The following is a 25,944-nucleotide window of genomic DNA, read 5'->3' as shown; positions in this document are numbered from 1 at the left end:
GCACCACTTCGTGGCGCATCCACGGGTTCCTGCTTCAACGACCCCTGCCACGTCTTTCGTGTGGTCTTACGCGGGCCTCCACAGGCCTGACTTCCCGCCCACCCGGCGCCATGTCCAACAACCACGTTGTCGGACATGGCGACTGTAGCCGTGGCGCCACGCCTCGACGGGCCACCAATGCCAGGTTGGCCTACATCTCCACCCTGAAGAATGAGGCGCTTCAACTCGGGCTCTCCTCAGTGTGGTTACTGACCGGCCAAACCCGTGTGGGCGACGCCCGCCACGATCTGCCGCTGGAAGAAGACGAAGACGACGATCAGGGGCAGGCCCGCCATCAGGCCGCCGGCCATGAGCTGGGCCCACTGGATGCCGTAGGAGTTCATGACGGTCGCGATGCCGTTCGGCATGGTCATCAGGTCGGGGTTGTTGGTCACCATGTAGGGCCAGAGGAAGTTGTTCCACGAGGCGATGAAGGTGAAGATGCCGACCGCGGCGAGGGAGGGGCGGGCGAGCGGGACGACGATGGTGAAGAAGACGCGCCAGCGGCCGGCGCCGTCGATGAACGCGGCCTCCTCCAGTTCGCGCGGGATGCCCTGGAAGAACTTGTAGAGGATGTAGACCATCGCGGCGGGCGCGCACTGCGGCAGGATCATGCCCCAGTAGGTGTCGACCATCCCCATCTGCTGGACGGTGGTGAAGAGGGGGACCCCCAGGACCGCCGGGGAGATCATCAGGCCCGCCATCACCACGCCCATCAGGACGCTCTTGCCGCGGAACTCGGTGCGGGCGAAGCCGTATCCGGCCAGCGCGCTCACCAGCAGGACGACGGACGTCACGCATACGGACACGACCAGCGAGTTCACGAACCAGTTCGTGATGTTGCCGGTCTCGAACAGGGCCGTCCACGCCTGGCCCGTCCAGTCCTCGGGCAGCCAGTGCGGAGGCACCTCCACCGCCTCGGTCTCGGACTTGAGCGAGGTGAACAGGCCCCAGGCGAAGGGCGCGAGGAAGACGACCGAGACGGCCGTGGCGAGGAGGGTCAGGATGATCTGGCTGGGCGTCCATGCTCTGGCGGTCGTCATCGTGCGCCCTCCTCACGGTTGCGCAGCAGCCACATACGGGCGAGGGCGACGGCCGCGATGATCACGAAGAAGATGATGGAGATCGCGGAGGCGTAGCCCACGCGGTAACTGGTGAAGCCCTCTTCGAGGGTGTACTGGACGAAGGTGCGGGTCGAGTTCTCCGGGCCGGGGCTGAAGTCCATCATCACGACCGCCTGGTCGAAGACCTGGAGCGAGGCCAGGATCTGGAGCGCGATGACGAGGCCCGTGATGTTGCGCAGCATCGGCAGGGTGATGTGGACCATGCGGTGCCAGGCGTTGGCGCCGTCGAGCTTGGCGGCCTCGTAGAGGTGGTCGGGGATGGACTGGAGCGCGGCGAGGTAGAGCAGGAAGCTGAAGCCGACCGTCCACCACAGGGTGGTGATGACGATGGCGAGCATCGCGTACGACTTGTCCGTCAGCCAGGGCGTCTCGATGCCGAAGACGTGGTTGATCATTCCCGTGCCGGGGTTGAACAGCCACTGCCAGAGGTTGCCGGCGACGGTGGAGGGGAGCAGGAAGGGGGCGAAGAAGCACAGGCGCCACAGCCATTTGCCGCGCTCGATGTGGTGGGCGAGCATCGCGAGAAGGAAGGCCAGGACCGTGATGCAGGGCACGACCAGGAGCGTGAAGTACGCGCTGTGGCCGAGCGCATCCCACATCAGGGGGTCGTTCAGGGCCTCGCGGTAGTTGTCGAGGCCGATGAAGCTCTCGCCGTCGCCGGTGATGTTGGCGTCCGTGAAGCTGAGGTAGACGCCGCGCAGCAGCGGCCAGATCACGAAGAGCGCGAACAGGGCGAGGAACGGGGCGACGAACCAGCCGCCGTGCTGGAAGCCCTGTCCTCGGCGGAGGGTGGCACCGATCGCGGCGGTCCGGGTGCGCGCCGGTGCGACGACGGTCTGAGCGCCGGCCTGAGCGCTGGTCGCCATCATGCTGCCGTACCTCCTTGCGCGGCTGTTCTGCCGTCCATGGGGTTCTTCATGGCGAGCAGCTGGGTGAGCGCGCTCTTCATACGGCCGGCGGCGGCCTCCGGCCCCGCCGAGCCCACCGTCGAGGAGACGACGATCGGGCCGATGCGCTGGGCGAGGATTCCGGTGGAGCCCGCGAACCACACCTTCGGCTCGGTGGCCTGGTGGTCCATGGCGGAGGCGTACTCGCTCTGCGGGTTCAGCTTCTTGTACGCCGCCGTGGACAGGGTCGGTGTGTACGCGGGGATGTGGCCGCCTGCCGCCCACTGCTGGGCGTGCCGGACGACGTAGGCGGCGAGTCGGTGGGCCGCCTCGTTGGTGGCGCCGCCGCGGTCGGACTGGTGCGGCAGGACGAAGGCGTGCGACTCGGCGTGGGTGGCCTGGCTACCGAAGACGGGCGGTAGCGGGGTGGCGCCGTAGTCGAGCTTCGCGCCCGAGTAGACCGGCACCGACCAGTTGCCCTCCCAGGCGAAGGGTGCGCCGTTGAGGAACTGTTCGGCGCCGACGGAGCCCAGGCCCGGGTCGGCGTATCCGTCGCTGACGTGGCGGCGCAGGAACTCAAGGACCTGGACGGCCTTGTCGGTGTCGAAGGTGACCTCGGTGTGGGCGGCGTTGAACCAGGTGCCGCCGAGCTGGGTGTAGAAGGCGACGAAGAACCACCACTGGAAGTTCTGGTCGTTGATCCACAGGCCGATGGTCTGCAGGCCCTTCCTGGTGGCCTTCTTGGCCTCCTTGAGCACGTCGAACCACTCGTCGGCCGACGTCACGGGCACGATCCGGCCGTCGGCGCCGAGCAGGCCCGCCTTCTTCAGCACGTCCTTGCGGTAGAAGCAGAGCTGGACGTGGATGTCGAGCGGGAGGGCGTAGAGCTTGCCGTCGATGACGGCACGCTTCCACAGCGCGGGGTTGAAGTCCGTCTCCCGTACGCCGTACTTGGCGAGCAGGTCCACGTCCCAGGGGTCCAGGAGCCGGCCGGGCGAGAAGCCGGTGACGCGGCCGAGGTGCATGACGCCGAGGTCCGGGGCGCGGTTGCCCGCGGCGGCCATGGCGAGCTTGGTGTAGAAGGGATTGCCCCACTGCAGGGTCGAGTCCTTCACGTCGATGCCGGGGTTCGCCTTACGGAAGGCGTCCAGCATCGCGATCATGTTGGAGCCGTCGCCGCCGCTGAAGAGGTTCCAGTACCGCACCCGGGTGCCGGCGCTGGAGGCGAGCGCGTCGGCACCGGTGCCGAGTGCGGCGAAGCCGAAGCTGCCGGCCACCGTCAACCCGCCCGCGGTGGCCAGAAGTTGCCTGCGGTTGAGGCCAGGTTGTCCCATTCCCTGCCCTAACTGTTCGAGATATCGAATTTTGCACGTAACTTCGAACGGGACCGTAGGCGGCAAGCGCTTTCTAGTCAATGCCTTGTGCACGAATTCCGAGTGGGTGGCGGGAGGGAAGGGAGACGGACGAGACAGGCGCGGGCTCCGAGAGCAGCAGTGCTGGTTACCGGTTGAACAACGGTCGCCGTATCGCATGACGCGGGCACGTCGGGCCGCGTACGCTCGAACGGCCCGCCGAGCGGCGGAGGAACAGGGGGTGCGATGGACATCGCGGGCGCGCGCACATGGGCGGCCCGGGTCGCTTCCATGCTGCGGTCGCGGCGCTCTCACCGCGCCTCGACCATGCGCGACCTGGCTTCCGAGCTGAGCGCGGCCGTACGTGCCAGACCTCATCCCCCGGCCGACGTACGCGAGGTGTGCCACGCGCTGTGCGCGGAGATGAGCGCACGACGCGGCGGGCGGCCCGTCGAGCTGCGCTTCGAGCGGTTCCCCGACGAGATCGAAGTGACCGGGCTGTGGGTGGAGTTCCAGGACTTCGACCTGGTCATCGTCGAGGAACGGGCCGAGGCGGTGCAGCAACTGGTCATCCTCGGCCACGAGTTGTGGCATCTGCACGCCGGGCACGGTCATGACCACACCTCCGGTACGGCGGCCGTGCACGCCCTCGCCGACCGGCCCGGGTGGAAGGACATCGCCCTCGCGGTGGCCGCCCGCGACGGCTCCCGGCAGCGGGACGAGGCCGAGGCCGACGACTTCGGGCACCGACTGGCCGCCGCCTTCCGGCCGTTGCTGTCGGGGACGGGGCCGGACGTGCCGCTCGGGCCCGTGCAGCGTTCGATGGGGTATCGCGGGGGCGACGGCGGGGGGACGACGCGATGACCGGCCTTGCGGCCCAGGCGGCCCAGGCGGCCCAGGAACCCTCCGCCCTCCTCGGCGACATGTACATCTCGTTCTGGATCCCGACCGTCATCCTGACCGCCGCCCTGGCGATCAAGCTGCCCAGCATCGTCAAGATGTGGCGGGACCCGCTGCTGCGCGCCGTCGGCGGACTGCTGCTGTTCGCCTGCGCCGTGTTCGTCTTCGCGGCCCCGAACACCATCGCCTGGACCAACCGCGTCACCGGCGTGCCGAACATCTCGGCGCCCTGGGTGTACTCCCTGCTCACCGCGCTCTGCGCGTCCTGGCTGCTGCTGATCATCGCCTGGCGCAACGGTCTCTCCGACGACTCGACCGCGACCCGCCGCGCGACCCGCTGGGTCGTCTCCGTGTACGCCGGTGTGGTGGCCACCCTGTGGGGCCTCTTCGCACTCGCCGACGCCCCCGTGGAACGGCTCCGGGACCTCGACACGTACTACGCGACCACGCCCTTCATGCGCGAGATGATCCTGCTCTACCTCCTCGCGCACACCGTGGCCTGCACCATCACGGCCCGGCTGATCTGGAACTGGATCCGCACCGACGGCCTCGACGCCTGGCTGCGCTGGGGGCTCAGGTTCCTGGGTGTCGGCTACGCGACGAACCTGCTCTTCGACGCGTCCAAGCTCACCGCCGTCGTCGCCCGGTGGCTGGGCCACGACCTGGACTGGCTCAGCACCGACCTGGCACCGTCGGCCGCCTGCGTCTCCGCCTCGCTGGTCGCGGTGGGCTTCATCATCCCGCACGCCGGCCAGTACCTGCACGAGCGCTGGCGGATCCGGCTGCACCGCCTGCGGCTGCGGCCCCTCTATCTGCTGATGCGGTCCGTCACCGGCGGACGCGAGCCGTTCGCCCTGCGCGGCACCGGCGAGCTGCGCCTGATCCGCCGTGAGACGTTCATCCGCGACGGGCTCCTCCAGGTGTCCCGGCACCTGGACGAGGACCTGCGCGGCCGGTCGTACGACGCGGCCCTGGCCCTCGGTTTCGTGCCCGCCCGGGCCGAGGCCCTCGCCGCGGCCGTGACGATCCTGGACGCCGTCGACACCCGCAAGCGGTCCCCCGAGACCGAGAGCACCGCCGCACCGTCCGGCCCGGACACCGCGTACCTGCTGCGGGAGATCCAGGCCGTGTCCCGAGCCCTCCGCCACCCCGACGACATCAAGGCGGTACGCGACCGCGCGGCCGCCCAGGCAGAGAAAGCTCGCGCATGACTGAACAGCACACCCCCGGGGACATGACACAGTCGCTCAGAACGGCCGTCGTCCTCGGGGGATCCCATACCGGCATGCTCGCGGCCCGCGCCCTGACCGAGTTCGTGGACCGGGTCATCGTCGTCGAACGCGACGCCCTGCCGGCGGGAGCCGCTCCCCGCAAGGGCCTGCCGCAGGCCCGGCACGCCCACATGCTGTGGTCGGGCGGGGCGCAGGCCGTGGCGGAACTGCTGCCCGGGATCACCGAGGCGCTGCGCGGGGCCGGGGCACACCGGCTGCCGGTCACCACGGACATGGTCGCTTTGTCGGCGCGGGGCTGGTTCCGGCGCTGGCCCGAGTCGCACCATGTGATCCTGGCCGGGCGGGATCTGCTGGACGCGACGATCCGTGCGCAGGTCCTCGCCGACCAGCGGATCGAACTGGTCGAGCGGGCCGAGGCGTTGGGGCTGGTCGGCACGGACGCCGCCGTGACCGGCGTACGGATCCGGACGCACGACGGCGCCGAACGCACCCTGGAGGCGGGCCTGGTCGTCGACGCCACCGGCCGCGGGTCGGGAGCGCACCGGTGGCTGACCGACCTCGGGCTGCCCGCACCGCAGCAGCGCGAGGTCGACTCCGGGCTGGTGTACGCCAGTCGGCTCCACCTCGCCCCCGAGGCGGCCCGGGACGGCTTCCCGGTCGTCAACGTGCAGCCCGACCCGCGCGACGGGCTGCCCGGCCGGGCGGGCTTCCTGCTGCCCATCGAGGACGGCCGCTGGATCGTCACCCTCTGCGGCACCCGCGGCGGCGAACCCTCCGCCGACGCCGACGACTTCGCCCGCTTCGCCCGCGAGGAGCTGCGGCACCCGCTGATCGGCGACCTGCTCGACAACGCCGAGCCGCTGTCCGACGTGTCGGTCACCCGCAGCACGGTCAACCGCCGGTACTTCTACGAGCGGATGCCGGCGTGGCCGGAGAACTTCGTCGTCCTCGGCGACGCACTCGCCGCGCTCAACCCGGTGTACGGGCACGGGCTGGCGGTCGCCGCCCAAAGCGCCCTGATCCTACGGAATATGATGCGCCGTCAGGGTTGGGCGACGCCGGGAGTGGCGCGCGGTGTCCAGCGGGCGGTGGCCCGCCCGGTCGGCGCCGCCTGGGACATGGCCATAGGCCAGGACGTGTTCTACCCCGGCGCGACGGAGCACGGCCCCACGCTCAGGGAGCGACTCGTGGCCGCGTACGTCGGCCGACTGATGCACACGGCCACCGGGAACGGGCGGATCGCCCGGCGGGTGACGGATGTGACGTCCCTGGAGCGGGGGGCGGAAGTGCTGCTGGCCCCGTCCGTGCTGCTGGCGGCGCTGGCCGGGCCGCTCAAGCCGGCGTTGAGCGGGCCGCCGTTGACTGCGGAGGAGATGAAGGCGGGCGGGTTGCGGTAGCCGTAGGCCGTGGGGCGGAGGTTTGTCGGGGGGGGTGCGGTAGCCGGCTGGGTGGAGGCTTGCGGCGGCGCCGCAGTGAGCCGCCGCCGCACCCCAGGCGGGTCAGCCGGCGAACGCCGGTTGCGCCAGCCCCTTCCCCGCGCCCGGCACGACGAACACCGACCCGGCCAGGGCGGGCGGTGAGGTCAGTCCCACGCGGGCCGTCGTGATGTACAGGTCGGTCAGGTCGGGGCCGGCGAAGGCGCAGGCCGTGACGCGGGGCACCGGGAGGGGGACGATCCGGTCCAGCTCGCCGGCCGGGGTGTAGCGGCGTACGGCCGAGCCCTCCCACAGGGCCACCCAGACGCAGCCCTCGGCGTCGACGGTGAGCCCGTCGGGGAACCCGGCGCCGTCCTCGATCGTGACGAACGGCCGCCGGTTCACGGCCCGCCCGCCCTCCTGGTCGAAGACGTCGACACGGCGCGTGGGCGAGTCGATGTAGTACATGAGCCGCCCGTCCGGGCTCCAGCCGGTGCCGTTGCTCACCGCCACGTCGTCGAGGATCACCTCGGCCGAGCCGTCACCGGTGAGCCGGGACAGGGTGCCGCCGCCCGGCGCCTCGTCGTAGCGCATGGTGCCGGCCCACAGGGAGCCGTCGGGCGCGACGGCGGCGTCGTTGGCGCGGCGGCCGGGAACGGTCTCTCGGTGCAGCCAGCGGAAGCTGTCGTCCGGGTCCAGCAGCCCCACGCCGTCCCGGAGGTTCAGGACGAGGCCACCGCCGACGCGCGGCTTGACGGCGCCGACGTGCTGCGGGGTCGTACGGACGGAGCGACGCCCGGAGACGGGGTCGTAGGTGTGGACCCGGGACCCCAGGATGTCGATCCACAGGAGCCGCCCACTGACCGCGTCCCAGGTCGGCCCCTCACCGAGCTCGGCTTCCGCCCGCACCGCGACCTCGTACGCCGTCGCCCTCATGCCACGCTCCGGTGTCCGAGACGCTCCGACAGCTCTGCGGCGCCCTTGGCGGCGAGCTGCTCCAGCTCGACGCGGCGGTCGTCGCTCCAGCGGATCATGGGCACGGAGATGGAGAGCGCGGCGACGACCTTGCCGGTCCGGTCGTGCACCGGAGCCGCCACGCACGACACATCCGGGTTGGACTCCCGGCTCTCGACGGCGATCCCTCGCTCCCGAATCCCGGCAAGGGCCTCGCGCAGGGCGCCGGGGTCGGTGATGCTGTTCGGAGTCATCGCGACGAGCTCGGCGTCGTCGGGGACACGCGCGCTGAGCTCGGGCTCGGGAAGGGAGGCCAGCAGCATCTTGCCGACGGAGGTGCAGTGCGCGGGCAGCCGACGCCCGGCGGCGGAGACCATCCGCACCGCGTGCGTCGAGTCGACCTTGGCGATGTAGATCACGTCGGTGCCTTCGAGGATGGCCACGTGCACGGTCTCGTCGCAGGTCTCGGCGACGGACCGGGCGACCTGCTGCCCCTCGGCCGCGAGGTCGAGCTGCTCGGCATACCGACTGCCGAGCTGGTACGGCCGCACACCGAGCCGGTACCGTCCCGGCTGGCCCGGCACCTGGACGATGTACGACCGGGCGGCGAGAGTGGTCACCAGCTCATGCACGGTGGTGCGCGGCAGCTGGAGCTTGCGCACGATGTCGGGGGCGGAGAGTGTGCCGTCCCCGTCGAGGAAGAGCTCGAGAATGTCGAGAGCCCTGGTCACGGCTGGTACGAGGCGTCCCACGTCCGGCCCCCTCCCTTGGGTGTCAGTGAGGCTGCGTTCGAGATTTCAACAGCCGATCGGAATAACGAACACAGGCTACTCAAAGTGCGTTTGCCCCGGCAATGGGGCTGCGCTGCCTCTCTGACAAGATCCCTCCGCTTTACGGCCTCTCAGTGCGGACAAACCTCACATCGAAGTCCGTCGTCCACCGCTCCCCGTCGGGTGACTGCTCCCAGCTGCCCTCGATCGTGGTGCCGTCGGGGCTGACGGTGGCGGTGAGGCGCTGGTGGAAGCCGGGGGCGGAGCGCCACTGGCGCCAGGTGCGGTCGGTCAGGCTGCCTCGGTAGACGCGGGTCACGCCGCGGCCGTCGGCGTACAGGACCGTGTACTCCTCGGCCGTGTCGTCGTAGCCGGTCAGGGCGACGGTGGGGAAGGGAGCGTGCGCGGCCCACTCGCCGGGGAGGGCGGTCTCGGGGGTGACATCCGCGCGCTGGACGAGGAAGGCGCCGCCCTCCAGCCAGGCGAATTCCGTCCGGATGGGGCCGACGGTGCGGCCCGCGGCCCACATGTCCCACGCTCCGACGAACGCCTCCAGCTGTCGTAGGGCGGTGTGGGGTGTCGGTCGGCGCATCGGGTCTCCTCTGTTCGCGAGCGGGGTGCTCTGCGGTCGGTCGGCGCGGGAGCAGCCCGAGGGGCGTCGGGTACTCCCACGGCAGTACACGGGGTTTCTCCCGCTGTCAGACGTCCTCGTTCTTCCCGCCCGGCACGGTGGGGTCCATGGCTTCCACGTCTTCCATGTCTTCCATGTCTTCCACATCTGCCACCCCCTCCGCCGCGTCGGCCAAGAAACTGAGCCGTCCCGCCCGCCGGGCCGTCCTCGTCGTCCACGTCGTCGCCTCCGCGAGCTGGCTCGGGCTCACGGTCGGGCTGCTCGCGCTCGGGATCACCGCGGGCTCGACCGGGTCCGCGGTGGCCGTGGAGGCGTCCGTACGGGCCATGAAGCTGTTCGCCGACTGGCTTCTGCTGCCGGTCGCGTTCCTCACGCTGGTCAGCGGGCTCGTGCTGGCCCTGGGCACGCAGTGGGGACTGGCGCGGCACCGGTGGGTCTACGTCAAGTTCTGGGTGACCCTGGCCACGACCACCGCCACCGTCTTCGCCCTGCGCCCCGGTGTGAACTCCGCGGTCGCCGCCGTCGCCGCGGGCGGGCCGCTGCCCGATGCCGGTGACGTCCTGTTCGGGCCGATCGTGTCGCTGTCCGCGTACGTCTTCATGACGGTGATCTCGATCCTCAAGCCCTGGGGGCTGACCCGGCGGGGGCGACGGCTGCGCGCCGCCTCCGCCGCAGCCCGCACCGCGTCGGGCACCGCCAAGCCCGCCCGCCAGACCGTCTGACCCCCTCCTCGGCAGCACTGGCAGGATGCCCGCATGGGGCACACACCTTGAGCGCGAGAGCCCGCTACGGCACACAGCAGGAGGAGATCGCCGCCTTGGTGCACGCCGTCGGCGAGGCGGCGGCGGTGGTCCTCTCGTACGACGAGAACCGTGCGGTCGCCGCGATGGGTCTCAATCGGTTCGGCACCGTCGGGTCGACCCGCTTGGACTGGCGGGGAGCCGAGGTGGTCGAGCGTTCCTCCGCCTTCGACGGCGCGCAGTTGCGCGAGCTGCTGCTCCGGCACGCGCCTGCGGGCGAGACGGCGGTCGTGTTCTGGGGAAACCTCGCGGTGCCCTCGGTCGCGCTGGACGCGGGGCTGCTGGCCGCGCACGCCGACACCGTGGTGGAGTGCTGCCCCGAGTTCTGGGTCCATCTCATGGACGCCCGGCTGCTGATCGAGTTCCAGGACGGCGAGGGGTTCACCGTCGGGCAGGTGCCCCGGACACCGCCGTGACACACAAGTAGCCCGCCTCGGGCAACCTCCACCGCCCCGGCGGCAACGTACAGGCGAAGTCCCGTCCCCCACCAAGGGAGTTCGCCATGCGCACCCGCTGTGCGCGACTCGGCGCCGTACTCGCCGCCGTCGTCGCGTTGATCGCCGCACCCGCCGTCACCGCGGCCCCCGCCCAGGCCGCCGAACAGTGGAACCCGCCGACCAACCTCGTCCAGCCCCTGGGCGAGGTCTGGAACCACGTCGAGTCGACCTACCCCGACCTCTACGGCTTCCGCAACTACGGCTGGGACCAGGTCATGGCCAACAAGGGCAGCGTCAACTACTGCGTCCGCTGGGAGTCCGACGCGCCGGTCAGCGCCGCCCTGCGCGACCAGATCCACGCCGCCCTGAAGAAGCAGTTCGGGAAGTGGATGGCCGCGATGGTCAAGAGCAACGGCGCCGGGCACAACGCCTGGCCGTACACCAACGTGCCCGTCAACATCGTCGGCTGGGCGGTCAAGAACCGCTCCACCCTCCAGTGGACCGACAACTCCGTCGACATCTACAGCGGCGTCCTGGACAGCGAAGACGCGCCCCAGTGTGCCCCCGACTGCGGCCGCTTCTTCCACCAGGACGGCAACTACTCCAAGTGCCCGGGCGGTGCCGCCCGCCACTACGACCAGTCCCTGTGGCTGACCAAGGGGTTCCAGGGCGGGGCCGGCGGTGACTGGGGCCAGCGGGTCGGGCAGGAGTACTTCACCTCGGCCCTGGGGCAGGAGAACATCCACATCTATCTGCATGAAGTCGGCCACACCTTCGGGCTCGACGACTTCTACGACTGGACCCCGACCGGCCAGTGCTGCTTCCTCATGAAGGCCGGATCGGCCGCCCAGATCACCGAGTTCGACAAGTGGATGTTCCGGGACTTCTGGCGGCATCTGAAGAGCCGTTACGGCCTCTGAGGTTCGCGCCCGGGCGGCCCGCACGGGTGCACGGGAGCCTGCGCCGTCCTCGGCACTATCGGCGCGGCTCCCCCAGCGCCCCCTTCAACCGCTGGGCCCGCAACACCAGTTCCAGCTCGAACCGCCGGTCCGGGTCGTCCATCTCGTCGCCCCACAACTCCCGGATCTGCCGCAGCCGATAGCGGACCGTCTGGGGATGAACCCCCAGGCGGGCCGCCACCTCCGGCGCCCCTCCCCTGGTCTCCAGCCACGCCAGTAACGTCTCGGCGAGCCGCCGCCCGTGCGTGGGCCCGCAGTGCTCCAGGGGTGCCAGGCACCGCACCGCCAGGTCGTCGATCAGCTCCTCGGGCTGCAGGAGGACGAGAGCCTCGGTGTGCTCGGTGCAGTACAGGACCTCACCGGCCGGCAGCAGCCGCCGTTCCATCAGGCGTACGGCCGCCTCGGCCCAGCGCAGCGACTTCGCCGCGTCGGCGAGCGGGACCGGGGGGCCGATCGCGCCCGCCCAGCCGGTCAGCGCCCGGTGCAGCAGTTCGGGGCGGCCGGCGGCGTCCGGTTCGGGGACGACCATGCGCGGCTGCTCGTACTCCATGTCGAGCAGCACCCCCTGCCCCACGGCCGGCGCCACCGCCTCCCGTGCCGGGCGCAGCAGCACCCCCACCGCGACCTTCTCGGGCAACGACCAGCCGATCCGGGCCGCCCGCTCCGTCAGGGCGTCCGCCGGATCGCCCCGGTGGTGTTCGGCCAGCAGGAGTTCCATCAGGCGGCGTTGCAGGCGCAGCCGTTCGCCCGCCTGTCGTGCCGCCGCCTCGGCGTACCCGCGCACCGACTGGTCGACGAGGCCGTCCAGATACTCGTATCCCGCGTCCACCAGCTCGTACATCGCGGGCGGCGGAATGTCGACGCGCTGGCCGATCTCGGCGAAACGGCGCCAGGCCAGCCGTACGCCCATCCGGTAGATCGCCTGGAGCGAGTCCAGGGAGCGGCCGCCCAGGCCCTCGCCCCGGCCGAACTCCTGGAAGACGCCCGGCGGGACGCTCGGGCGGCCCTCCGAGGTCTCCAGGTGCTGGACGAACACCTCGATCGCGCGCCGGATGCCGACCAGGGCCATCGGCTCGCCCGACTCGTCGAGGACGACGGGCAGGTGCGGGTACTCGCGCCGGATCTCGCTGAGGATCTCCTCGGCGAGGGCCGGGGCGTCCGCCATGGCCAGCTCCGCGAAACGGCGGACCTGGAAGCGGGGTACGTCGTGCCAGGCCGAGCGGGCGGGCGCGGCCGGGGAGGTCGTGGAGCGGATCGCTGCCACGGTCAACTCCCCTGGCCCGCTTGCTCGTAGGTGATCAAGGGCGTGTTGGGCTGGTCGGGCGTCGCTTCCAGCAGCGCGACGACGCCGAGCGCGGCGCCCACCGCGAGTACGGCGGCGAGCGCGACGGTCAGCGCGGCGGCGAGCAGTCTGGACATCGCAGGGTCAGCCTCTCTGTCCGGAGGTCCCCACCCCGGGTCACAAGTCCGATCCGACCCCTGCCTGTCGGGCCCAGTCTCGACAAGCTGTGACTGCCCCGTCAAGACCGTCAAGACATTGACACTCAGTCAAGGGGCGCCTACGGTTCCCGGCCCAAGAACGGCCAGGCAACGACCGTGCACCGAAGTGTGCGTCAAACCCCAGGAGTGCCGGATGCGCCGTACAGCCTCACCTCTCTCGCTGATCCTGCTGGGCATCGGCACGTTTCTGCTGGTACTGGCGCCCATGCTGGCCTGGTACGTGACCCCGCGTGCCGCCGTGAACCCCATCGACATCGACACCACCGCCGTTTACAAAGGCACCGGCAGCGTCTTCGACACCGACAAGATCGAGACCGTGCCGGACCAGAAAATCACCGTCACCCAGCGGGTGCGCGGCAATGTGGCGGAAAGTGAGCGCAGCGGCAACGGCGTCTGGGACGTGATCACCACCGTCGACACCGACAAGTCGCTGCCGGCCGCCGACCCGCACGACGCGCTGGACTTCGCCCCGCACCGCTGGGTGATGGACCGGAAGACGACCAGGCCGGTGCACTGCTGCAAGGAGACGCCCTACATCGAGGGCGAGGCCTATCTGAAGTTCCCGTTCGACGTGCAGAAACGCTCCTACCAGTGGTGGGACAACACCGGCGGCACGACAGTCACCATGCGCTACGACGGCACCGAGAAGGTCCAGGGCTACACCGGCTACCGGTTCACCGCCACGGTCGCGCCCCGCAAGGTCGGCACCCGGCTCGTCCCCGGCAGCATCGTCGACCAGCCGAACCGGCCGCAGGTGCTGGCCGAGGAGTGGTACTCCAACCACGGGTTCAAGCTGGTCGTGGACCAGCGCACCGGCCGGGTGATCTACGCCCAGACCGGTCCGCGCCGTACGCTGCGGGCGCCCGGCGGCGACAAGGACGCGGTGGTGCTGCTGGACAGCGAGAAGATCGCGTTCACCACGGCCACGCAGAAGGACGCCGTGCGGCAGGCGAAACGGGACAGCGGGCTGCTGCGTATGGTGGGCGAGACGCTGCCCATCGGGACTGCTGGGGCAGGATTCGCACTTGCGGTGGTGGGTGGCGTTTTGGTGGTACGAGGGCGTAAGCGGCCGGATTCCCCGGAAACGGTCGAGATGCCCCAGCCCTCGCTCACGATGTGACGTGACGTCAGCTCTAACAAAGCCGGAAATTGTCACGCCGGTGAGTAGCCCTGGCGAACGGCTGGGCGAAAACTGTCCACCCCCACCCGGACACAGCCTGTCCATACCCCACGCAAAGTGACCGTAAGAGACCCACGAAACTCCGATTCCCCCCACGGGAACCCAAACCCTCCCCACCCCCACGCTGAGTTCCGCACCCTGAGACGAGTTGGAGCACCCATGCCCCAGCACGTGCCTTCCCAGCTGCGTGCCAGTCTCCCCTTGGCACCGCAGCACCCCCCGGCGCTTCCCCCACATCCGCGCCGAATCGTTTTTCTCGCCCACCGTGACCTGGGCAACGAGGCCGCCGGCGGCTCCGAGCTGCTGGTCGACCGCCTTGCCGACGGGCTGACCCGGCTCGGCCATCAGGTCACCCTCCTGTGCGGAGGCCCCGCGGCCTACCGCGACTACCGGGTCGTGTCCGCCGGCGGTTCCTACGGCCACTATCTGCGCGCCAGATCCGCCTTCGCCCGCCAGGTGGGCGACTGCGATCTGCTGGTCGAGGTCTGCAACGGGATGCCGTACTTCGCCCCCCTCTGGCATCGCGGGCCCACGTTGTGCCTGGTCAACCATGTGCACACCGATCTGTGGAAGATGCGGTTCGGCGGGGCGATGGCGCCTGCCGCTCGGCTCGGCCGAAGACTGGAGCACTGGGCGCTGACCGGGGCGCAGCGGCGGAGTCTGCTGGTCGCCGTGTCGCCGTCCACGGCGCAGGCGCTGCGCGGGATCGGCGTCGAGCGGGAGCGGATCCGTGTCGTGCACAACGGGGTGGAGGAGCCGGGGCCGCTCGGCGAGCGTTCCCCGGAGCCGCTGTTCGTGGCCGTGGGCCGACTTGTCGAATACAAGCGGATCGATCTGCTGCTGCGGTTGTGGGAGCGCGTGCGGCCCGTTACCGGTGGGCGGCTCGTCATCGTCGGGGACGGGCCCGAGCGGCAGCGGTTGGAGCAGCTCGCCGGTCCTGGTGTCCAGTTCACCGGGCATGTCTCCGAGGCCGAGAAGCACCGGCTGCTGTGCGAGGCCTGGATGCTGATGCATCCCTCTGCCGTGGAGGGGTGGGGGCTTGTGGTGACCGAGGCCGCGACGCGCGAGACTCCGACCATCGGCTTTGATGTGCCTGGGCTTCGGGATTCCGTCGTGGACGGGGAGACCGGGGTGTTGGCGCAGGGAGAGTCTTCGTTCGCTGCTGCTTGGTGTGCGTTGGCGTTGTCCGGGCACCGGCGGGAGTTGATGGGGAAGGCTGCGCGGGATCGGTCTGCGCGGTATCGGTGGGATCGGACGGTGCGGCAGTTTCTTGCCGTTGCTTCAGAGGCCGTGCGGCGGGACGGGGCGTCGTGACGCCTAAACGCCGTGATGGTTCGGTCGTCTCGCGAGTGCCGGTGATTCGTGGCTGGTCGCGCAGTTCCCCGCGCCCCTTGAGGGGAGCGCCCCAACCCGGAACTCACAAGGACCCCTCCTTTCGGCGGTCTCTCGCTCTCTTTCGGGCCTTCCTCCATGAGCAGGAGGACCCCGAAGCCTGCTACTCACTGCTGGCCCGTGATGCCGCCGATCAGGTCGAGGCCTACGACGGGCCCGTCGCCGGGCGTACCGTCGTGGACGTCGGTGGCGGGAGTGGGTACTTCACCGAGGAGTTTCGGCTGCGGGGGGCGCATGCCTTTCTCTTCGAGCCGGACCTGGCGGAGCTCGGCGAGAAGCCTCCTGATGGAGCCGTCGTCGCCGACGGCTATCTGCTCCCCCTGCGCGACGGCGTCGCCGACGTCACCTTCTCCTCCAATGTGCTGGAGCATGTGGCCGATCCGCAGACGTTTCTGAGTGAGCTGGCGCGGGTGACCCGGCCCGGTGGGCTGATCTACGTGTCGTTCACCAACTGGCTGTCCCCCTGGGGCGGTCATGAGTGGGCGCCCTGGCATTACCTCGGTGCCGAGCGGGCCCGTGCCCGCTACCAGCGCCGTACCGGACGGGCGGCCAAGCACACCCTCGGCGAGAACCTCTTCGCCGTGCACATCGGCGCCACCCTGCGGCAGGTCCGCGCCCGCGACGACGTCGAGGTCGTGTCGGCGCGCTCCCGCTACTGGCCGTTCCTCGCGGAGACCGTGGTGAAGGTGCCCGGTATCCGCGAGTTCGCCACCTGGAACCTCCTCCTCATCCTCAGGCGGTGTCCACCATGACGACGACCACGGTCCAGGCTCCTCCCCCGGCAGCCGTACCGACCTCCGTGCCTGCCGCGGGCCCGCCGGAGGGGCCGCGGTCGCGGCGCTGGCTGCTGGGGTTCTGGGCCGTGGTGTTCGTGCTGTTGGTGGCGGTCCAGCCAGGACGGCAGACGTTCGACACCAAGCTGGGCGTGACCGTCGATCCCGGCCAGTTCCTCGCCGACCTGGGCCAGTTGTGGCAGGACGAGGGCAGTTTCGGCGGCATCCAGAACCAGTACTCGGGCTATCTGTGGCCGATGCTGCCGTTCTACTGGCTGGCCGATGTCGTACGGCTGCCGGTGTGGCTGGCGGAGCGGTTGTGGCTGTCGCTGATCGTGTCGGTCGCCTTCTGGGGTGCGCTGCGGCTGGCCGAGCGGCTGCGGGTGGGGAGCGGCGGGTCGCGGCTGGTGGCCGCGGTCGTCTATGCGTTGTGGCCCGTCTTCACCATCGTCGTCGGGTCTACGTCCGCTGCCGCGCTGCCCGGTGCGTTTCTGCCGTGGGTGCTGCTGCCGCTGACCAATGAGCGGTTCGCCGCGCGGGTCGCCGCCCTGCGGTCGGCGTTGATCATCCCCTTCATGGGCGGTGTCAACGCCGCCTCCACGCTGGCCTCGCTGCTACCCGTCGGGTTGTATCTGCTGTCCCGGCCGGCCGGGCCACGGCAGCGGAAGCTGATCGCGTGGTGGGTGCCCGGGGTGATTCTGGCTACCGCCTGGTGGGTCATCCCGCTTCTGCTCCTCGGCACCTACGGCGAGAACTTCCTTCCCTACGTGGAGAATTCGCAGACCACCACCGAGACCATGTCGGCGACCGAGGCCCTGCGCGGGGCCGGGAACTGGGTCGCCTATCTGCACTTCGGAGAGGCCTGGCTGCCGGCCGGCTGGACCGTCGCCTCGGCCGTCGTCGTGATCGTCTGCTCGGCGCTCGCCGCCGGGCTGGGGCTCGCGGGGCTGGCGCGGCGGGACATGCCGGAGCGGCGGTGGCTGGTGCTGACCGTGGTGACGGTCGCGCTGATCCTGCTCGCCGGGTACGGCGGGACGTTCGGCGCGCCCTTCCACGGGGTCGTGCAGGACTGGCTGGACGGCGGGCTCGTCCCCTTCCGGAACATCTACAAGTTCCAGACGGGGCTCGCCCTGGCGCTGGCGCTGGGGCTCGCCCATCTGGTGGGCGTGGCGGCCGAGGTGCGCGGAGCACGGCCGGTGCGGGGGCGGCGGTTCGCCGCGCTGATCGCGGCCGTGCTGGTGCTGCCGGGACTGATGTGGCCGTACCTCAACGGCTCGATCCTCAACCCGGGTTCCTTCAAGGAGATCCCCAAGTACTGGCAGGCCACGGCCGACTGGATGGAGAAGTACTCCCCCGACGCCCGAGCCCTCGTCGTCCCGGCGAGCGCGCACGGCATCTACACCTGGGGCTCCACCATCGACCAGCCCCTCGACGTCGTGGCCGACTCGCGCTGGGCGCAGCGCGACTACGTCCCCTTCGGCACTCCGGGCAACCGGCGCGCCATGGACGCCGTCGAGCAGGCGCTGGTGAGTGGTGGCCAAGTGCCGGGGCTGGCGGACTACTTGAGCAGAGCGGGCATCTACTACGTCGTCGTCCGCAACGACCTCGATCCCGACCAGATCGGGCAGGTCCCCACGACCACGGTGAAGCGGACCCTGGAACAGTCCGGGTACGAGCGGGTCACCGGTCTGGGGCCCACTTCGACCATCGGGACGATCGCCCCGGACACCCCGCTCCAGGTGGAGGGGCTGTATCCGCAGCAGCGGGCGGTGGAGATCTACAAGCCGGTGGGCGAGGACGTGCCGCGCCCGCACCAGGCCGGGCTGCAGCCGGTCGCCGACACGGCCGTAGTCTCCGGCGGGCCGGAGTCGCTGCTGCCGCTGGCGTCCGAACTGCGCGGCCGGGCAACCGTGTTGACCGGCGACAACCATCCGGGTCTTGGCTCGCCCTCGGTGCAGGTCGTCGGTGACGGGCTGCGGCGCGCGGACACGCGGTTCGGGCTGATCAACGCCAACACCTCGTACACGTACACCCGCGATGAGCGCAATGCGCCCGACGCCGCCCAGGACGCGGGCGAGAGTCCGCACCAGATCCTGCCCACCAGCGGCCTCGACCACCAGACGGTGGCCGAGCTGCGCGGGGCGCGGTCGGTGACGGCGTCGTCGTACGGCAGCTGGCTCTTCCATCTGCCGCAGTTCGATCCGGTGAACGCCTTCGACGGCAACCCGGACACGGCCTGGACCGAGGGCTCGGAGGGGTCACCGGACGGGGAGTGGCTGCGGATCGCGTTCGCGGGCGGGTCGTACGACATGCCGTCGTCGTTCAAGGTGACGCCGCTGCCCCAGGAGGGTGTGCGGGAGGCACCAACGCGGGTGCGGGTGGAGACGGAGAAGGGGGCGGTGAGCTCCTTCCTGCGGCCGGACGGCAGTGCGCAGACCGTCAAGGCGCCTGCGGGCGAGACCGGTTGGATGAAGCTGACGATCACGGACACCGTGTCCCGGCGGGCCGGACTGACCGGCGCCGGCTTCTCCGAGATCGATCTGCCGGACGTGCAGGTGACCCGGCTGCTGCGGCTGCCCACCGACACCAAGGGGACGGGCGCCGGCGCCGAGATCGTCTCGCTGTCCCGTACGGCCGACCCCACCGGGTTGTCCCCGACGGGCACGGAGGCGGGCCTGCACCGGCGCTTCACGACGTCCACCGCGGGGACGTACGAGATCCGGGCGAGCGCGATACCGGTGCCGGGCGAGGAGCTGGACAAGCTGCTGTACGAGGTGGCGCCGGACCAGCAGAACCGGATCGTCGCGACCGCCGACTCCACGGCACGGCTGGGGGCCGGTCTGTCGCCGCGCAACCTCACCGACGGCGACCTGACCACGGCGTGGATCGCGGGCGACCGGCCCACGATCCACCTGAGCTGGCCCGGAAAGCAGGCGGTGGGGGAGGTCGTGCTCGCGCCGGCCGGCGGGCTGTCCACCCGTCCGACCGAGGTGCACATCAGCTCCCCGGACGGCGCGGCGATCGCGGGCGTCGACGAGAACGGCATCGTCCGCTTCCCGCCGATCACCACCGACCGCCTGGACATCACGATCACCCAGACGGCGCCCCTGACCCTCTACAACCCGATGGTGGGCGAGGATCTGCAACTGCCCGTCGGCCTGACCGAGGCCTACTTCCCGGCCCTCGACCAGTACCGGACCCCGAAGCCGAAGGCCACCCGGACGTTCTCGCTGCCGTGCGGGGACGGGCCGGTGGTGTCGGTGGACGGGGAGCTGTACGAGACGAGTGTGCGGGGGACCGTACGGGATCTCGTGGAGCGGCGCCGCGTCGAGGTGACGCTCTGTCAGCGCGGTCGCGACGACGCCGAGGTGCAGCTGACCGCCGGTGACCACCAGGTCGAGGGCGGAGACGCCGGGCCCCTCACGCTCACCGACGTGACACTCACGCGCGGCACGGTCGCCGACGCCTCGACAGCGGCGCGTGACCTGGAGATACGGGACTGGCTCGGCGACCGGCGCGCGGTGAGCGTCGGGTCGGGGGCGGCGAGCTACCTGACGACGTACGAGAACTTCAACGACGGCTGGCACGCCACGCTGAACGGCAAGGAACTGACGCCGGTACGGCTGGACGGCTGGCAGCAGGGCTGGCGGATCCCGGCGGGCGCCGGGGGCACGGTCGAGCTGTCGTACGAGCCTGCCGTGATGTACGAGGGCGGGCTGATCGGCAGCGCGGTCGCACTCGCGCTGCTGGCCGGGCTGGCGCTGTGGCGCCGTCGCGCCCCGAACCCCGACGAGCCGCAGCCCGCTCCGCCGCTGCCCGGTCTGTGGCTGGGCACGGTGGCCGTGACGGTGGTCGCGGTGTTCATCGCCGGGTGGTTCGCGCTGCTGGTGCCGGCGCTGGCGGTGGTGGCGTGGCGACGGCATACGTTGCTCGTACCGATCGCGTTGGTGGCCCTCGCGGGCGCGGGGGTTGCCGCGGCCGTCGGGGCCGGGGAGCCGGTGGGGGCAGGAGAGGGCGCTTTCGGCCGGGCGGCTCAACTGCTCGCGCTGATCGGGCTGTTCGCAGGTGTGGTCGGGGTGAGGGAGCGGGAAGGGGCGGCCGGAGAAGCGGGCGGCCCGGGCCAAGGAGCGGGTGGGCCCGGCGCCACAGCCGTGCTGCCGTCGGCCGCCGGAGGCGGCCTGGTTCCGGGCTTCGGCACCCCAGAGGCGCCGACGCGGCCGTTGCCGCACCGCGAGCGGGGGCGCAGTCCGCTGGGGACCGAGCCCTCCGAGCGCCCCGATCCCACAACTCCGCCCCCCGACTCGGGGCCGACCCTCTCCGCCCGCGGCCCCGGTGGGCCGGTGCCGGATCCGCCGACCGCGCGGATCGCGCCCCGTAAGCCGCGGTTCCGGGCGACCGGGCCCGAGGACGCGTCGGGGTCCGACGACGCCGGGAAGGGCGAGGCCACATGACCGCACTGCAGCAGCCCGCGCGAGCCGACGGTCCGCTTCGGCCGCCGGTTCGCGTCCCGTTCCCCGTCGTGGACGAAGTCGCCCGGCACTGCCTCCAGGAGGAGGAGCCGGAGACGGTGCATATCGAGGTCCATCTGCCGGGGCCGTTGGATGCGTGGCGACTGCGTACGGCCTTCTCGGAGGCCCTGCGTCGGCATCCGCGGATCCTCATGCGGGAGGCGCCGGGGCGGTGGTACCGGCGGCGGTACGAGTGGGAGCTGACGGCGGAGCCGGATGTGGAGGTGGTGAGCTTTCCGGCGCCGGGGCGGGACGCGTTGCGGGACGCGCGGACCCGGGCGCTGACTCAGGCACCGCCGTTGTCCTTGTCCCCGCCGATCAGGGTGGAGGTGGTGGAAGGGGCGGGGCCGGTCGAGGGGAGCGAGGCGACCGATGCCGTGGGTGTGCGGCTGCGCGGAGCCGACAGTCCGCAGCCACGGACGGCACAAGGAACCGTCCTCTTCCTCACCATCAACCACACCGCCCTCGATGGCCCCGCCTGCCTCCGCGTCCTGGCCACCGCCGCCGAGCTCTACAGCGGCAGGGACAACTCCCCCGCCGCACCGCCCACGCGCACGACCGAGGCCCAGCCCGCCACCGAGGAAATGCCCTCCAACTGGTCACCCCCCGCCCGTGTGGCCCCCGGCGCCCCCGAACCCTCCCCCGGCAACGGCATGCTCGTCACCGAACTCCCCCTCCCCCACCGCCCCAAGGGCTCCCCCTACACGGTCAACGACCAGCTCATGGTGACCACGGCCCTGACCATCGCCCACTGGAACAGGGAGCACGGCGCCCACCCCCGCCCCCTCCGCATCACGATGCCCGTGGACGACCGCCCCCGCGACGCCACCATGCCCATCGGCAACGGCACCCGACTGGTCGAAGTCCCCTTCACTCCGGGGGAGTTGGCGGCACACACCCCCGCCGACATGCCCGCCCTCCTGCACCGCACGGCCACCCGCACCCGCGCCCTGAAGTCCCTCCCCCGCCCCCAACTCGGCCACGGCGCCTCCCTCCTCACCGCCCCCTGGGCCCCCGTCGCCGTCCGTGCCGTCCTCACCCGCGGCCTGCGCAGAGCCGCCGCGCCCTGGACCTCGACCACCCTCCTCAGCAACATCGGCCGTATCCCTTACCCCCTGGACTTCGGCGAGGAGACCGGCCGCGCGCACGCCGTGTGGTTCTCGGCGCCCGCACGGATGCCCCGCGGCCTCACCGTCACCACCGCCTCCACGGCGGGCCGCCTCCACCTCGCCCTGCGCTGGTCGCGGGCCCTGCTCAGCCATGGCGACGGCGCCCACCTGAGGGACCTCTTCGAGCACTATCTGCACACCACGGAGGTGACCCCGTGACGACTTCCCCTGTGAAGCCCCCCGAACTACGCGACTTCTACGAGAACCCCGCCGTGCCCGTCGCCTCCGGCACCCCCCGCAGCCGCCGCCAGGCCCGCATGCTCGCCGAGGCCCTGGGGCCGGCGTCCGCCGAACGGACGGGCACGATCCTCGACATCGGCTGCGGCGACGGAACCGCCGCGGCCACCGCAGCCCCCTTCCTCCCCGGCCACCGCATCGTCGGCATCGACTGGTCGCAGGACGCCCTGCGGCGGGCCCGCACCCGGATCCCGTACGCCGTCCGCGGTGAACTCACCGGCGGCGGGCTGCCGTTCCGGACCGGGTCCGCCGACGCCGTGCTGTTCAGCGAGGTGATCGAGCACCTCGTCGACCCGGACGCCGCGCTGGACGAGATCCGCCGTGTGCTGCGTCCCGGCGGCCATCTGATGCTCTCCACCCCGAACCTGGCCGCCTGGTACAACCGCGCCCTGCTGCTGGCCGGGGTGCAGCCGGTGTTCTCGGAGGTCAGTCTGCGGGCGATCCACGGGCGGCCGGGGCGGGAGGTCGTGGGGCATCTGCGGCTCTACACCGCCCGTGCGCTGCGGGAGTTCGTCGCCGCGTCCGGTTTCGACGTCGTACGCCTCGCGGGCGCGCCCTTCCACGGCGTACCGCGTCCGCTGCGCCCGCTCGACCGGCTGGCCTGCGCCCGGCCGTCGCTCGCGTCGATCCTGCTGCTGCACGCTCGACGGACCTAGGGGGGTGGACCATGTGGTGGGGAGTGGCCGCGGCCCTGCTGGCGAACACCCTGTACAGCCTCGGTTTCGTCCTGGAGAAACGGGCGCTGACCGCACTTCCGCAGGTGAGCATCCGGCAACCCGCACGGCTGCTGCGGCTGGTGCTCGGCAGCCCGCTGTGGATCGGCGGTTCGCTCGCCCTCGCCGCCGGGTTCGGCGCCCAGCTCGTCGTCTACCGCACCCTGCCGATCGCCGCCGCGCAGGGCATCTTCGTCTCCGGTCTCGTGCTGCTCGTGCTGCTCTCCGCGCGGCTGCTGGGCGAGGAGACCAGCGGGCGGGAGCGGTACGCGCTCGGGGCGATCCTCGCCGCCCTGCTGATGGTCGTGCTGTCGCTGCGGGAGGGTTCGGAGACCGTCAGTCAAGCCGCGCCGTACCCGCTGATCCTGCTGGTGTGCGTGCCGTCGCTGGCCGCGGGCGTGTGGCTGTACAACTCCGCCGAGCGCAGGACCCGGCACCGACACCGGCTGCCGACGACCGGTGTGGAGTACGGCGTGGCGGTGGGGCTGCTGTACGGGGTGAGCTCACTGGCCATCAAAGGGGTGTCCAGCTACCTGACGACCAGTGGGCTCGGTGACGCGCTGCTGGACCTGCTGCGCTCCCCGTACCCGTATCTCCTCCTGTTCACCGGCGCGTTCGGGCTGGTCATGTCGCAGGCTGCGCTGCAGCGCTGCCGGGCCTCGCTGATCGTGCCGGTGTGCACGACGGTGACCTCCCTCTACACGGCCGTGCTCGGCACGCTGTCGTTCGGCGAATCGCTGCCCGAGGATCCGCTGCGGCTGGCGCTGCGGGTCGCGGGTACGGCGCTCGCCGTCGCCGTACTGCTGTCGATGCCGCGCCACGACCGTCGCCCCGAGCCTCCGCCCTCTCCTCAACCCCCCATCGGTGCCAAGGAGTTGACACCACCATGAAACCCGACGACCCCCTGCTGCAGATCCTGGCGTGCCCGCTCGACAAGGGCCCGCTGCACCTCGTCGCGCCGGATGACACCGCGGCCCCGGCCGAGGCGCTGTACAACCCGCGCCTGCGCCGCCGCTACCCGATCGTCGACGGCATCCCGCAGCTGCTGCCGGCCTCCGGGGAGCAGGTCTCCGACGACGAGCACGAAGACCTCCTCAAACGGATGGCTCCATGACCCTGACCGCGAGCATCGCCCCGCTGTTGCCCACCCGCCTGGTCGCCGCCGTCGCCCGGGCCGTGTACCCGCGCTTCGAGCCGGAGCTGGCCCGGCTGCCCGAGCTGTGCCCCGCCGGGTGCGGGACGGCCGTGGACGTCGGCGGGTGGTACGGCCCGTGGACGCGGCGGCTGTCGAGACGGGCACGCCGGGTGGTGACCGTGGAGCCGGTTCCCCATCTGGCCCGGCTGCTGGCGGCGACGGCCCCGCCCAACGTCCGGATCGTGCAGGCCGCGGCGGCCGAACGCCCCGGTGCGGCCCGGCTCTGGCTGCCGCCGCACGACGCGGGCGACCGGGGTGTGTCCTCCCTGGTCCGCCGGGACATCCACGCCACGGCACTGCCGGTCAGCTGTGTCACCCTCGACGAACTCGGCCTCAAGGACGTCGGGTTCGTCAAGGTCGACGTGGACGGCAGCGAGCTCGCGGTGCTGCGCGGCGCGACCGGCATCCTGGCGCGCGACCGGCCCACCCTGTTCATCGAGCTGGAGTCCCGCATCCAGCCGATCGGCCCGGTGGTGACATATCTGTCGCTGCTCGGCTACGACGGCTGGGTGCTGCCCGGCCGCGACTGGGTGCCCCTGAGCCACTTCCCGCTGGAGGCCCACCAGGCGGAGACCTCGTACGTCGTCACCCAGGGCCTGCTGCGTCGGATCCTGCCCTTCCGGGGGCCGCGGTACGTCAACTCAGTCCTCTTTCTCCCCGACGGCCGCCGCCCGATCGGCGACGATGGGCGGCATGCCCTCCGGACCCGGAAAACACCCCGCTAGCGGCGGAACGAACCCCGTCGGCCCTTTCACCCCGCGCGACTTCCAGCTCGTGCTGCTGCGCCGCATGGCCGACCACAATCCGGACCTGGTGGACGACGCCCGCCGTCAACTGGGCGTCTCCCTCGCGGAGATGCGCGAGGCGAACAAGCGATGGCAGGCCATGGTCCGCTCGCCGCGCGCACGCGGGGCCGCCTCCCGGTACCGGTCGGTGCTGGGCGCGCCCGAGTCCGTCGTCACCCGCAAGGTCGGCGACCTGGAGTGCGAGGCCTGGCTGTGGCCGGTCCCGCTCTGGCCCGACCTGCGCTTCGAGGTACTGCTCGCCCCGAACGGCGCCGTCTGGAACGAGTGGCTGGTACGCGCCCCGGGAGCGCCCGGCCCGACCCTGCGCACCCTGTCCGACCTCGCCCCCTGGTCCTGCACGGTCGACGAGGCGGCCCGCGCCTTCGCCCCCGCCCGGCCCCTGGAGGGCACGGCGCCGACGCGGTGGGGGCTGGCGTTCACGGCGCCGGACGGGGAGGGGGTGCGGCGGGAGGTGGTCGCCGAGTTCACGTGGGGGCTGCTGCAGCGGGTGGCGGTCCGGTAGTTCCGGTGGTCGGGGCGGTCGGCTCGGTGGTCGGGGGTTGACCCGGTGGTCGGGGCGGTCGGCTCGGTGGTCGGGAGTTGACCCGGTGGTCGGGGCGGCCTGCCCGGTAGCCGGAAGGGGCCTGCCCCGTAGCCGAGAACGGCCCGACCCTTAGACCGTGTCCTACGTGGTGAGGCGGGCGTTGACCCGGTATGGGGCGGGGAACGTGGAGTTGGATCGTGCCGGACGGCTTATGGGAGATCGCGAGGCCGCTGATCCCACCTCCGAAGGTGCGGCCGCAGGGCGGCGGAACGCAGGACACGCCTGATGAGACGCTGTTTGCGGCCATCATCTACGTCCTGGTCAGTGGCTGCGCCTGGCGCCAACTGCCGCCATGCTTCGGCATATCGAAGTCGACCGCCCACCGCAGGTTCCTGATCTGGTCGAGAGCCGGCGTCTGGGGCCGCCTCCACGAGGCCGTGCTGCACCG

25 protein-coding genes are annotated in these 25,944 nt (G+C 71.3%); 17 read left to right on the top strand and 8 right to left on the bottom strand.

Features of this window, described 5'->3' with window-relative positions; all coding sequences use genetic code 11:
* Positions 1 to 245: 245 nt before the first annotated feature.
* From BLU79_RS23275 to BLU79_RS23265, 3 genes are read right to left on the bottom strand one after another with little or no spacing between them, the layout of a single operon-like run.
* Positions 246 to 1,082, bottom strand: a complete 837-nt coding sequence (locus BLU79_RS23275; RefSeq protein ID WP_093907813.1) for a carbohydrate ABC transporter permease — start codon at positions 1,080 to 1,082, stop codon at positions 246 to 248.
* The gene (locus BLU79_RS23270; RefSeq protein ID WP_093907812.1) at positions 1,079 to 2,032 is read right to left on the bottom strand and encodes a carbohydrate ABC transporter permease; all 954 of its coding nucleotides are present in this window, start codon (positions 2,030 to 2,032) and stop codon (positions 1,079 to 1,081) included. Before BLU79_RS23270 ends, BLU79_RS23275 begins: the two co-directional genes overlap by 4 nt.
* Positions 2,029 to 3,384, bottom strand: a complete 1,356-nt coding sequence (locus BLU79_RS23265) for an extracellular solute-binding protein (protein ID WP_093907811.1) — start codon at positions 3,382 to 3,384, stop codon at positions 2,029 to 2,031. Before BLU79_RS23265 ends, BLU79_RS23270 begins: the two co-directional genes overlap by 4 nt.
* A gap of 264 nt (positions 3,385 to 3,648) precedes the next feature.
* Between BLU79_RS23265 and BLU79_RS23260 the strand changes: the two genes are divergently transcribed.
* The 3 genes from BLU79_RS23260 (at position 3,649) to BLU79_RS23250 (ending at position 6,931) form a co-directional block, all read left to right on the top strand.
* The gene (locus BLU79_RS23260; RefSeq protein WP_177001145.1) at positions 3,649 to 4,266 is read left to right on the top strand and encodes a toxin-antitoxin system, toxin component family protein; all 618 of its coding nucleotides are present in this window, start codon (positions 3,649 to 3,651) and stop codon (positions 4,264 to 4,266) included.
* Positions 4,263 to 5,513: an MAB_1171c family putative transporter gene (locus BLU79_RS23255; protein ID WP_371131912.1), complete on the top strand. Its 1,251-nt coding sequence runs from the start codon at positions 4,263 to 4,265 to the stop codon at positions 5,511 to 5,513. The genes BLU79_RS23260 and BLU79_RS23255 overlap by 4 nt, the downstream gene beginning before the upstream one ends.
* 74 nt (positions 5,514 to 5,587) lie before the next feature.
* Positions 5,588 to 6,931: an NAD(P)/FAD-dependent oxidoreductase gene (locus BLU79_RS23250; RefSeq protein ID WP_093907810.1), complete on the top strand. Its 1,344-nt coding sequence runs from the start codon at positions 5,588 to 5,590 to the stop codon at positions 6,929 to 6,931.
* A 102-nt stretch (positions 6,932 to 7,033) separates the two neighbouring features.
* Here the strand turns inward: BLU79_RS23250 and BLU79_RS23245 are convergent, their stop codons facing one another.
* The 3 genes from BLU79_RS23245 to BLU79_RS23235 form a co-directional block, all read right to left on the bottom strand.
* Positions 7,034 to 7,885: an SMP-30/gluconolactonase/LRE family protein gene (locus BLU79_RS23245; RefSeq protein WP_093907809.1), complete on the bottom strand. Its 852-nt coding sequence runs from the start codon at positions 7,883 to 7,885 to the stop codon at positions 7,034 to 7,036.
* Positions 7,882 to 8,655 (bottom strand): IclR family transcriptional regulator, encoded by a 774-nt coding sequence (locus BLU79_RS23240; RefSeq protein WP_093907808.1) that lies wholly within the window; start codon positions 8,653 to 8,655, stop codon positions 7,882 to 7,884. Before BLU79_RS23240 ends, BLU79_RS23245 begins: the two co-directional genes overlap by 4 nt.
* 139 nt (positions 8,656 to 8,794) lie before the next feature.
* A complete protein-coding gene (locus BLU79_RS23235) occupies positions 8,795 to 9,265 on the bottom strand; it encodes a hypothetical protein (RefSeq protein ID WP_093907807.1) in 471 nt (156 codons plus the stop codon).
* A gap of 173 nt (positions 9,266 to 9,438) precedes the next feature.
* On the opposite strand from BLU79_RS23235, the gene BLU79_RS23230 reads away from it, so the two are divergent.
* From BLU79_RS23230 to BLU79_RS23220, 3 genes are all read left to right on the top strand, one after another.
* Positions 9,439 to 10,026, top strand: a complete 588-nt coding sequence (locus tag BLU79_RS23230; RefSeq protein ID WP_093907806.1) for a DUF2269 domain-containing protein — start codon at positions 9,439 to 9,441, stop codon at positions 10,024 to 10,026.
* A gap of 47 nt (positions 10,027 to 10,073) precedes the next feature.
* Positions 10,074 to 10,520 (top strand): hypothetical protein, encoded by a 447-nt coding sequence (locus tag BLU79_RS23225; protein ID WP_093907805.1) that lies wholly within the window; start codon positions 10,074 to 10,076, stop codon positions 10,518 to 10,520.
* Between the two features lie 86 nt (positions 10,521 to 10,606).
* The gene (locus tag BLU79_RS23220; RefSeq protein ID WP_093907804.1) at positions 10,607 to 11,461 is read left to right on the top strand and encodes a hypothetical protein; all 855 of its coding nucleotides are present in this window, start codon (positions 10,607 to 10,609) and stop codon (positions 11,459 to 11,461) included.
* 55 nt (positions 11,462 to 11,516) lie between these two features.
* Here BLU79_RS23220 and BLU79_RS23215 read toward each other — a convergent pair whose 3' ends face one another.
* Positions 11,517 to 12,764 carry a PucR family transcriptional regulator gene (locus tag BLU79_RS23215; RefSeq protein ID WP_177001144.1) on the bottom strand — a complete coding sequence of 416 codons (1,248 nt, stop codon included), beginning with the start codon at positions 12,762 to 12,764 and terminating at the stop codon, positions 11,517 to 11,519.
* Positions 12,765 to 12,766: 2 nt separating this feature from the next.
* Positions 12,767 to 12,919, bottom strand: coding sequence for a hypothetical protein (locus BLU79_RS48335; RefSeq protein ID WP_167348315.1), 153 nt, complete (start codon positions 12,917 to 12,919; stop codon positions 12,767 to 12,769).
* A gap of 214 nt (positions 12,920 to 13,133) precedes the next feature.
* On the opposite strand from BLU79_RS48335, the gene BLU79_RS23210 reads away from it, so the two are divergent.
* The 11 genes from BLU79_RS23210 to BLU79_RS23160 all read left to right on the top strand — a co-directional run.
* Positions 13,134 to 14,120, top strand: coding sequence for a cell envelope lipid trafficking protein PgfA (locus BLU79_RS23210; RefSeq protein WP_093907803.1), 987 nt, complete (start codon positions 13,134 to 13,136; stop codon positions 14,118 to 14,120).
* Between the two features lie 219 nt (positions 14,121 to 14,339).
* Complete coding sequence (locus BLU79_RS23205; protein WP_093907802.1) at positions 14,340 to 15,494, top strand: glycosyltransferase family 4 protein; 1,155 nt, start codon at positions 14,340 to 14,342, stop codon at positions 15,492 to 15,494.
* 77 nt (positions 15,495 to 15,571) lie between these two features.
* Positions 15,572 to 16,324, top strand: coding sequence for a class I SAM-dependent methyltransferase (locus BLU79_RS23200; RefSeq protein WP_093907801.1), 753 nt, complete (start codon positions 15,572 to 15,574; stop codon positions 16,322 to 16,324).
* Positions 16,321 to 20,796, top strand: coding sequence for a DUF3367 domain-containing protein (locus tag BLU79_RS23195; RefSeq protein WP_093907800.1), 4,476 nt, complete (start codon positions 16,321 to 16,323; stop codon positions 20,794 to 20,796). Before BLU79_RS23200 ends, BLU79_RS23195 begins: the two co-directional genes overlap by 4 nt.
* Positions 20,793 to 22,181: a condensation protein gene (locus tag BLU79_RS23190; RefSeq protein ID WP_093907799.1), complete on the top strand. Its 1,389-nt coding sequence runs from the start codon at positions 20,793 to 20,795 to the stop codon at positions 22,179 to 22,181. The genes BLU79_RS23195 and BLU79_RS23190 overlap by 4 nt, the downstream gene beginning before the upstream one ends.
* On the top strand, positions 22,178 to 22,915 hold the full coding sequence (locus tag BLU79_RS23185) for a class I SAM-dependent methyltransferase (RefSeq protein WP_093907798.1): 738 nt from the start codon (positions 22,178 to 22,180) through the stop codon (positions 22,913 to 22,915). Before BLU79_RS23190 ends, BLU79_RS23185 begins: the two co-directional genes overlap by 4 nt.
* A gap of 23 nt (positions 22,916 to 22,938) precedes the next feature.
* Positions 22,939 to 23,862 (top strand): hypothetical protein, encoded by a 924-nt coding sequence (locus BLU79_RS23180; RefSeq protein WP_093907797.1) that lies wholly within the window; start codon positions 22,939 to 22,941, stop codon positions 23,860 to 23,862.
* On the top strand, positions 23,859 to 24,086 hold the full coding sequence (locus tag BLU79_RS23175; RefSeq protein ID WP_093907796.1) for a Trm112 family protein: 228 nt from the start codon (positions 23,859 to 23,861) through the stop codon (positions 24,084 to 24,086). The genes BLU79_RS23180 and BLU79_RS23175 overlap by 4 nt, the downstream gene beginning before the upstream one ends.
* Positions 24,083 to 24,892: an FkbM family methyltransferase gene (locus tag BLU79_RS23170; protein ID WP_093907795.1), complete on the top strand. Its 810-nt coding sequence runs from the start codon at positions 24,083 to 24,085 to the stop codon at positions 24,890 to 24,892. The genes BLU79_RS23175 and BLU79_RS23170 overlap by 4 nt, the downstream gene beginning before the upstream one ends.
* On the top strand, positions 24,861 to 25,475 hold the full coding sequence (locus BLU79_RS23165) for a hypothetical protein (protein ID WP_093908113.1): 615 nt from the start codon (positions 24,861 to 24,863) through the stop codon (positions 25,473 to 25,475). The genes BLU79_RS23170 and BLU79_RS23165 overlap by 32 nt, the downstream gene beginning before the upstream one ends.
* Positions 25,476 to 25,666: 191 nt before the next feature.
* Positions 25,667 to 25,944 (top strand): transposase (locus BLU79_RS23160; RefSeq protein WP_143052521.1); only part of this gene is annotated, 278 nt, incomplete at its 3' end.

The organism is Streptomyces sp. cf386 (genome assembly GCF_900103585.1).
Lineage (GTDB): Bacteria > Actinomycetota > Actinomycetes > Streptomycetales > Streptomycetaceae > Streptomyces.
Note: the sequence above shows the minus strand (reverse complement) of the source record. Positions and strands in the feature narration are given on the sequence as shown.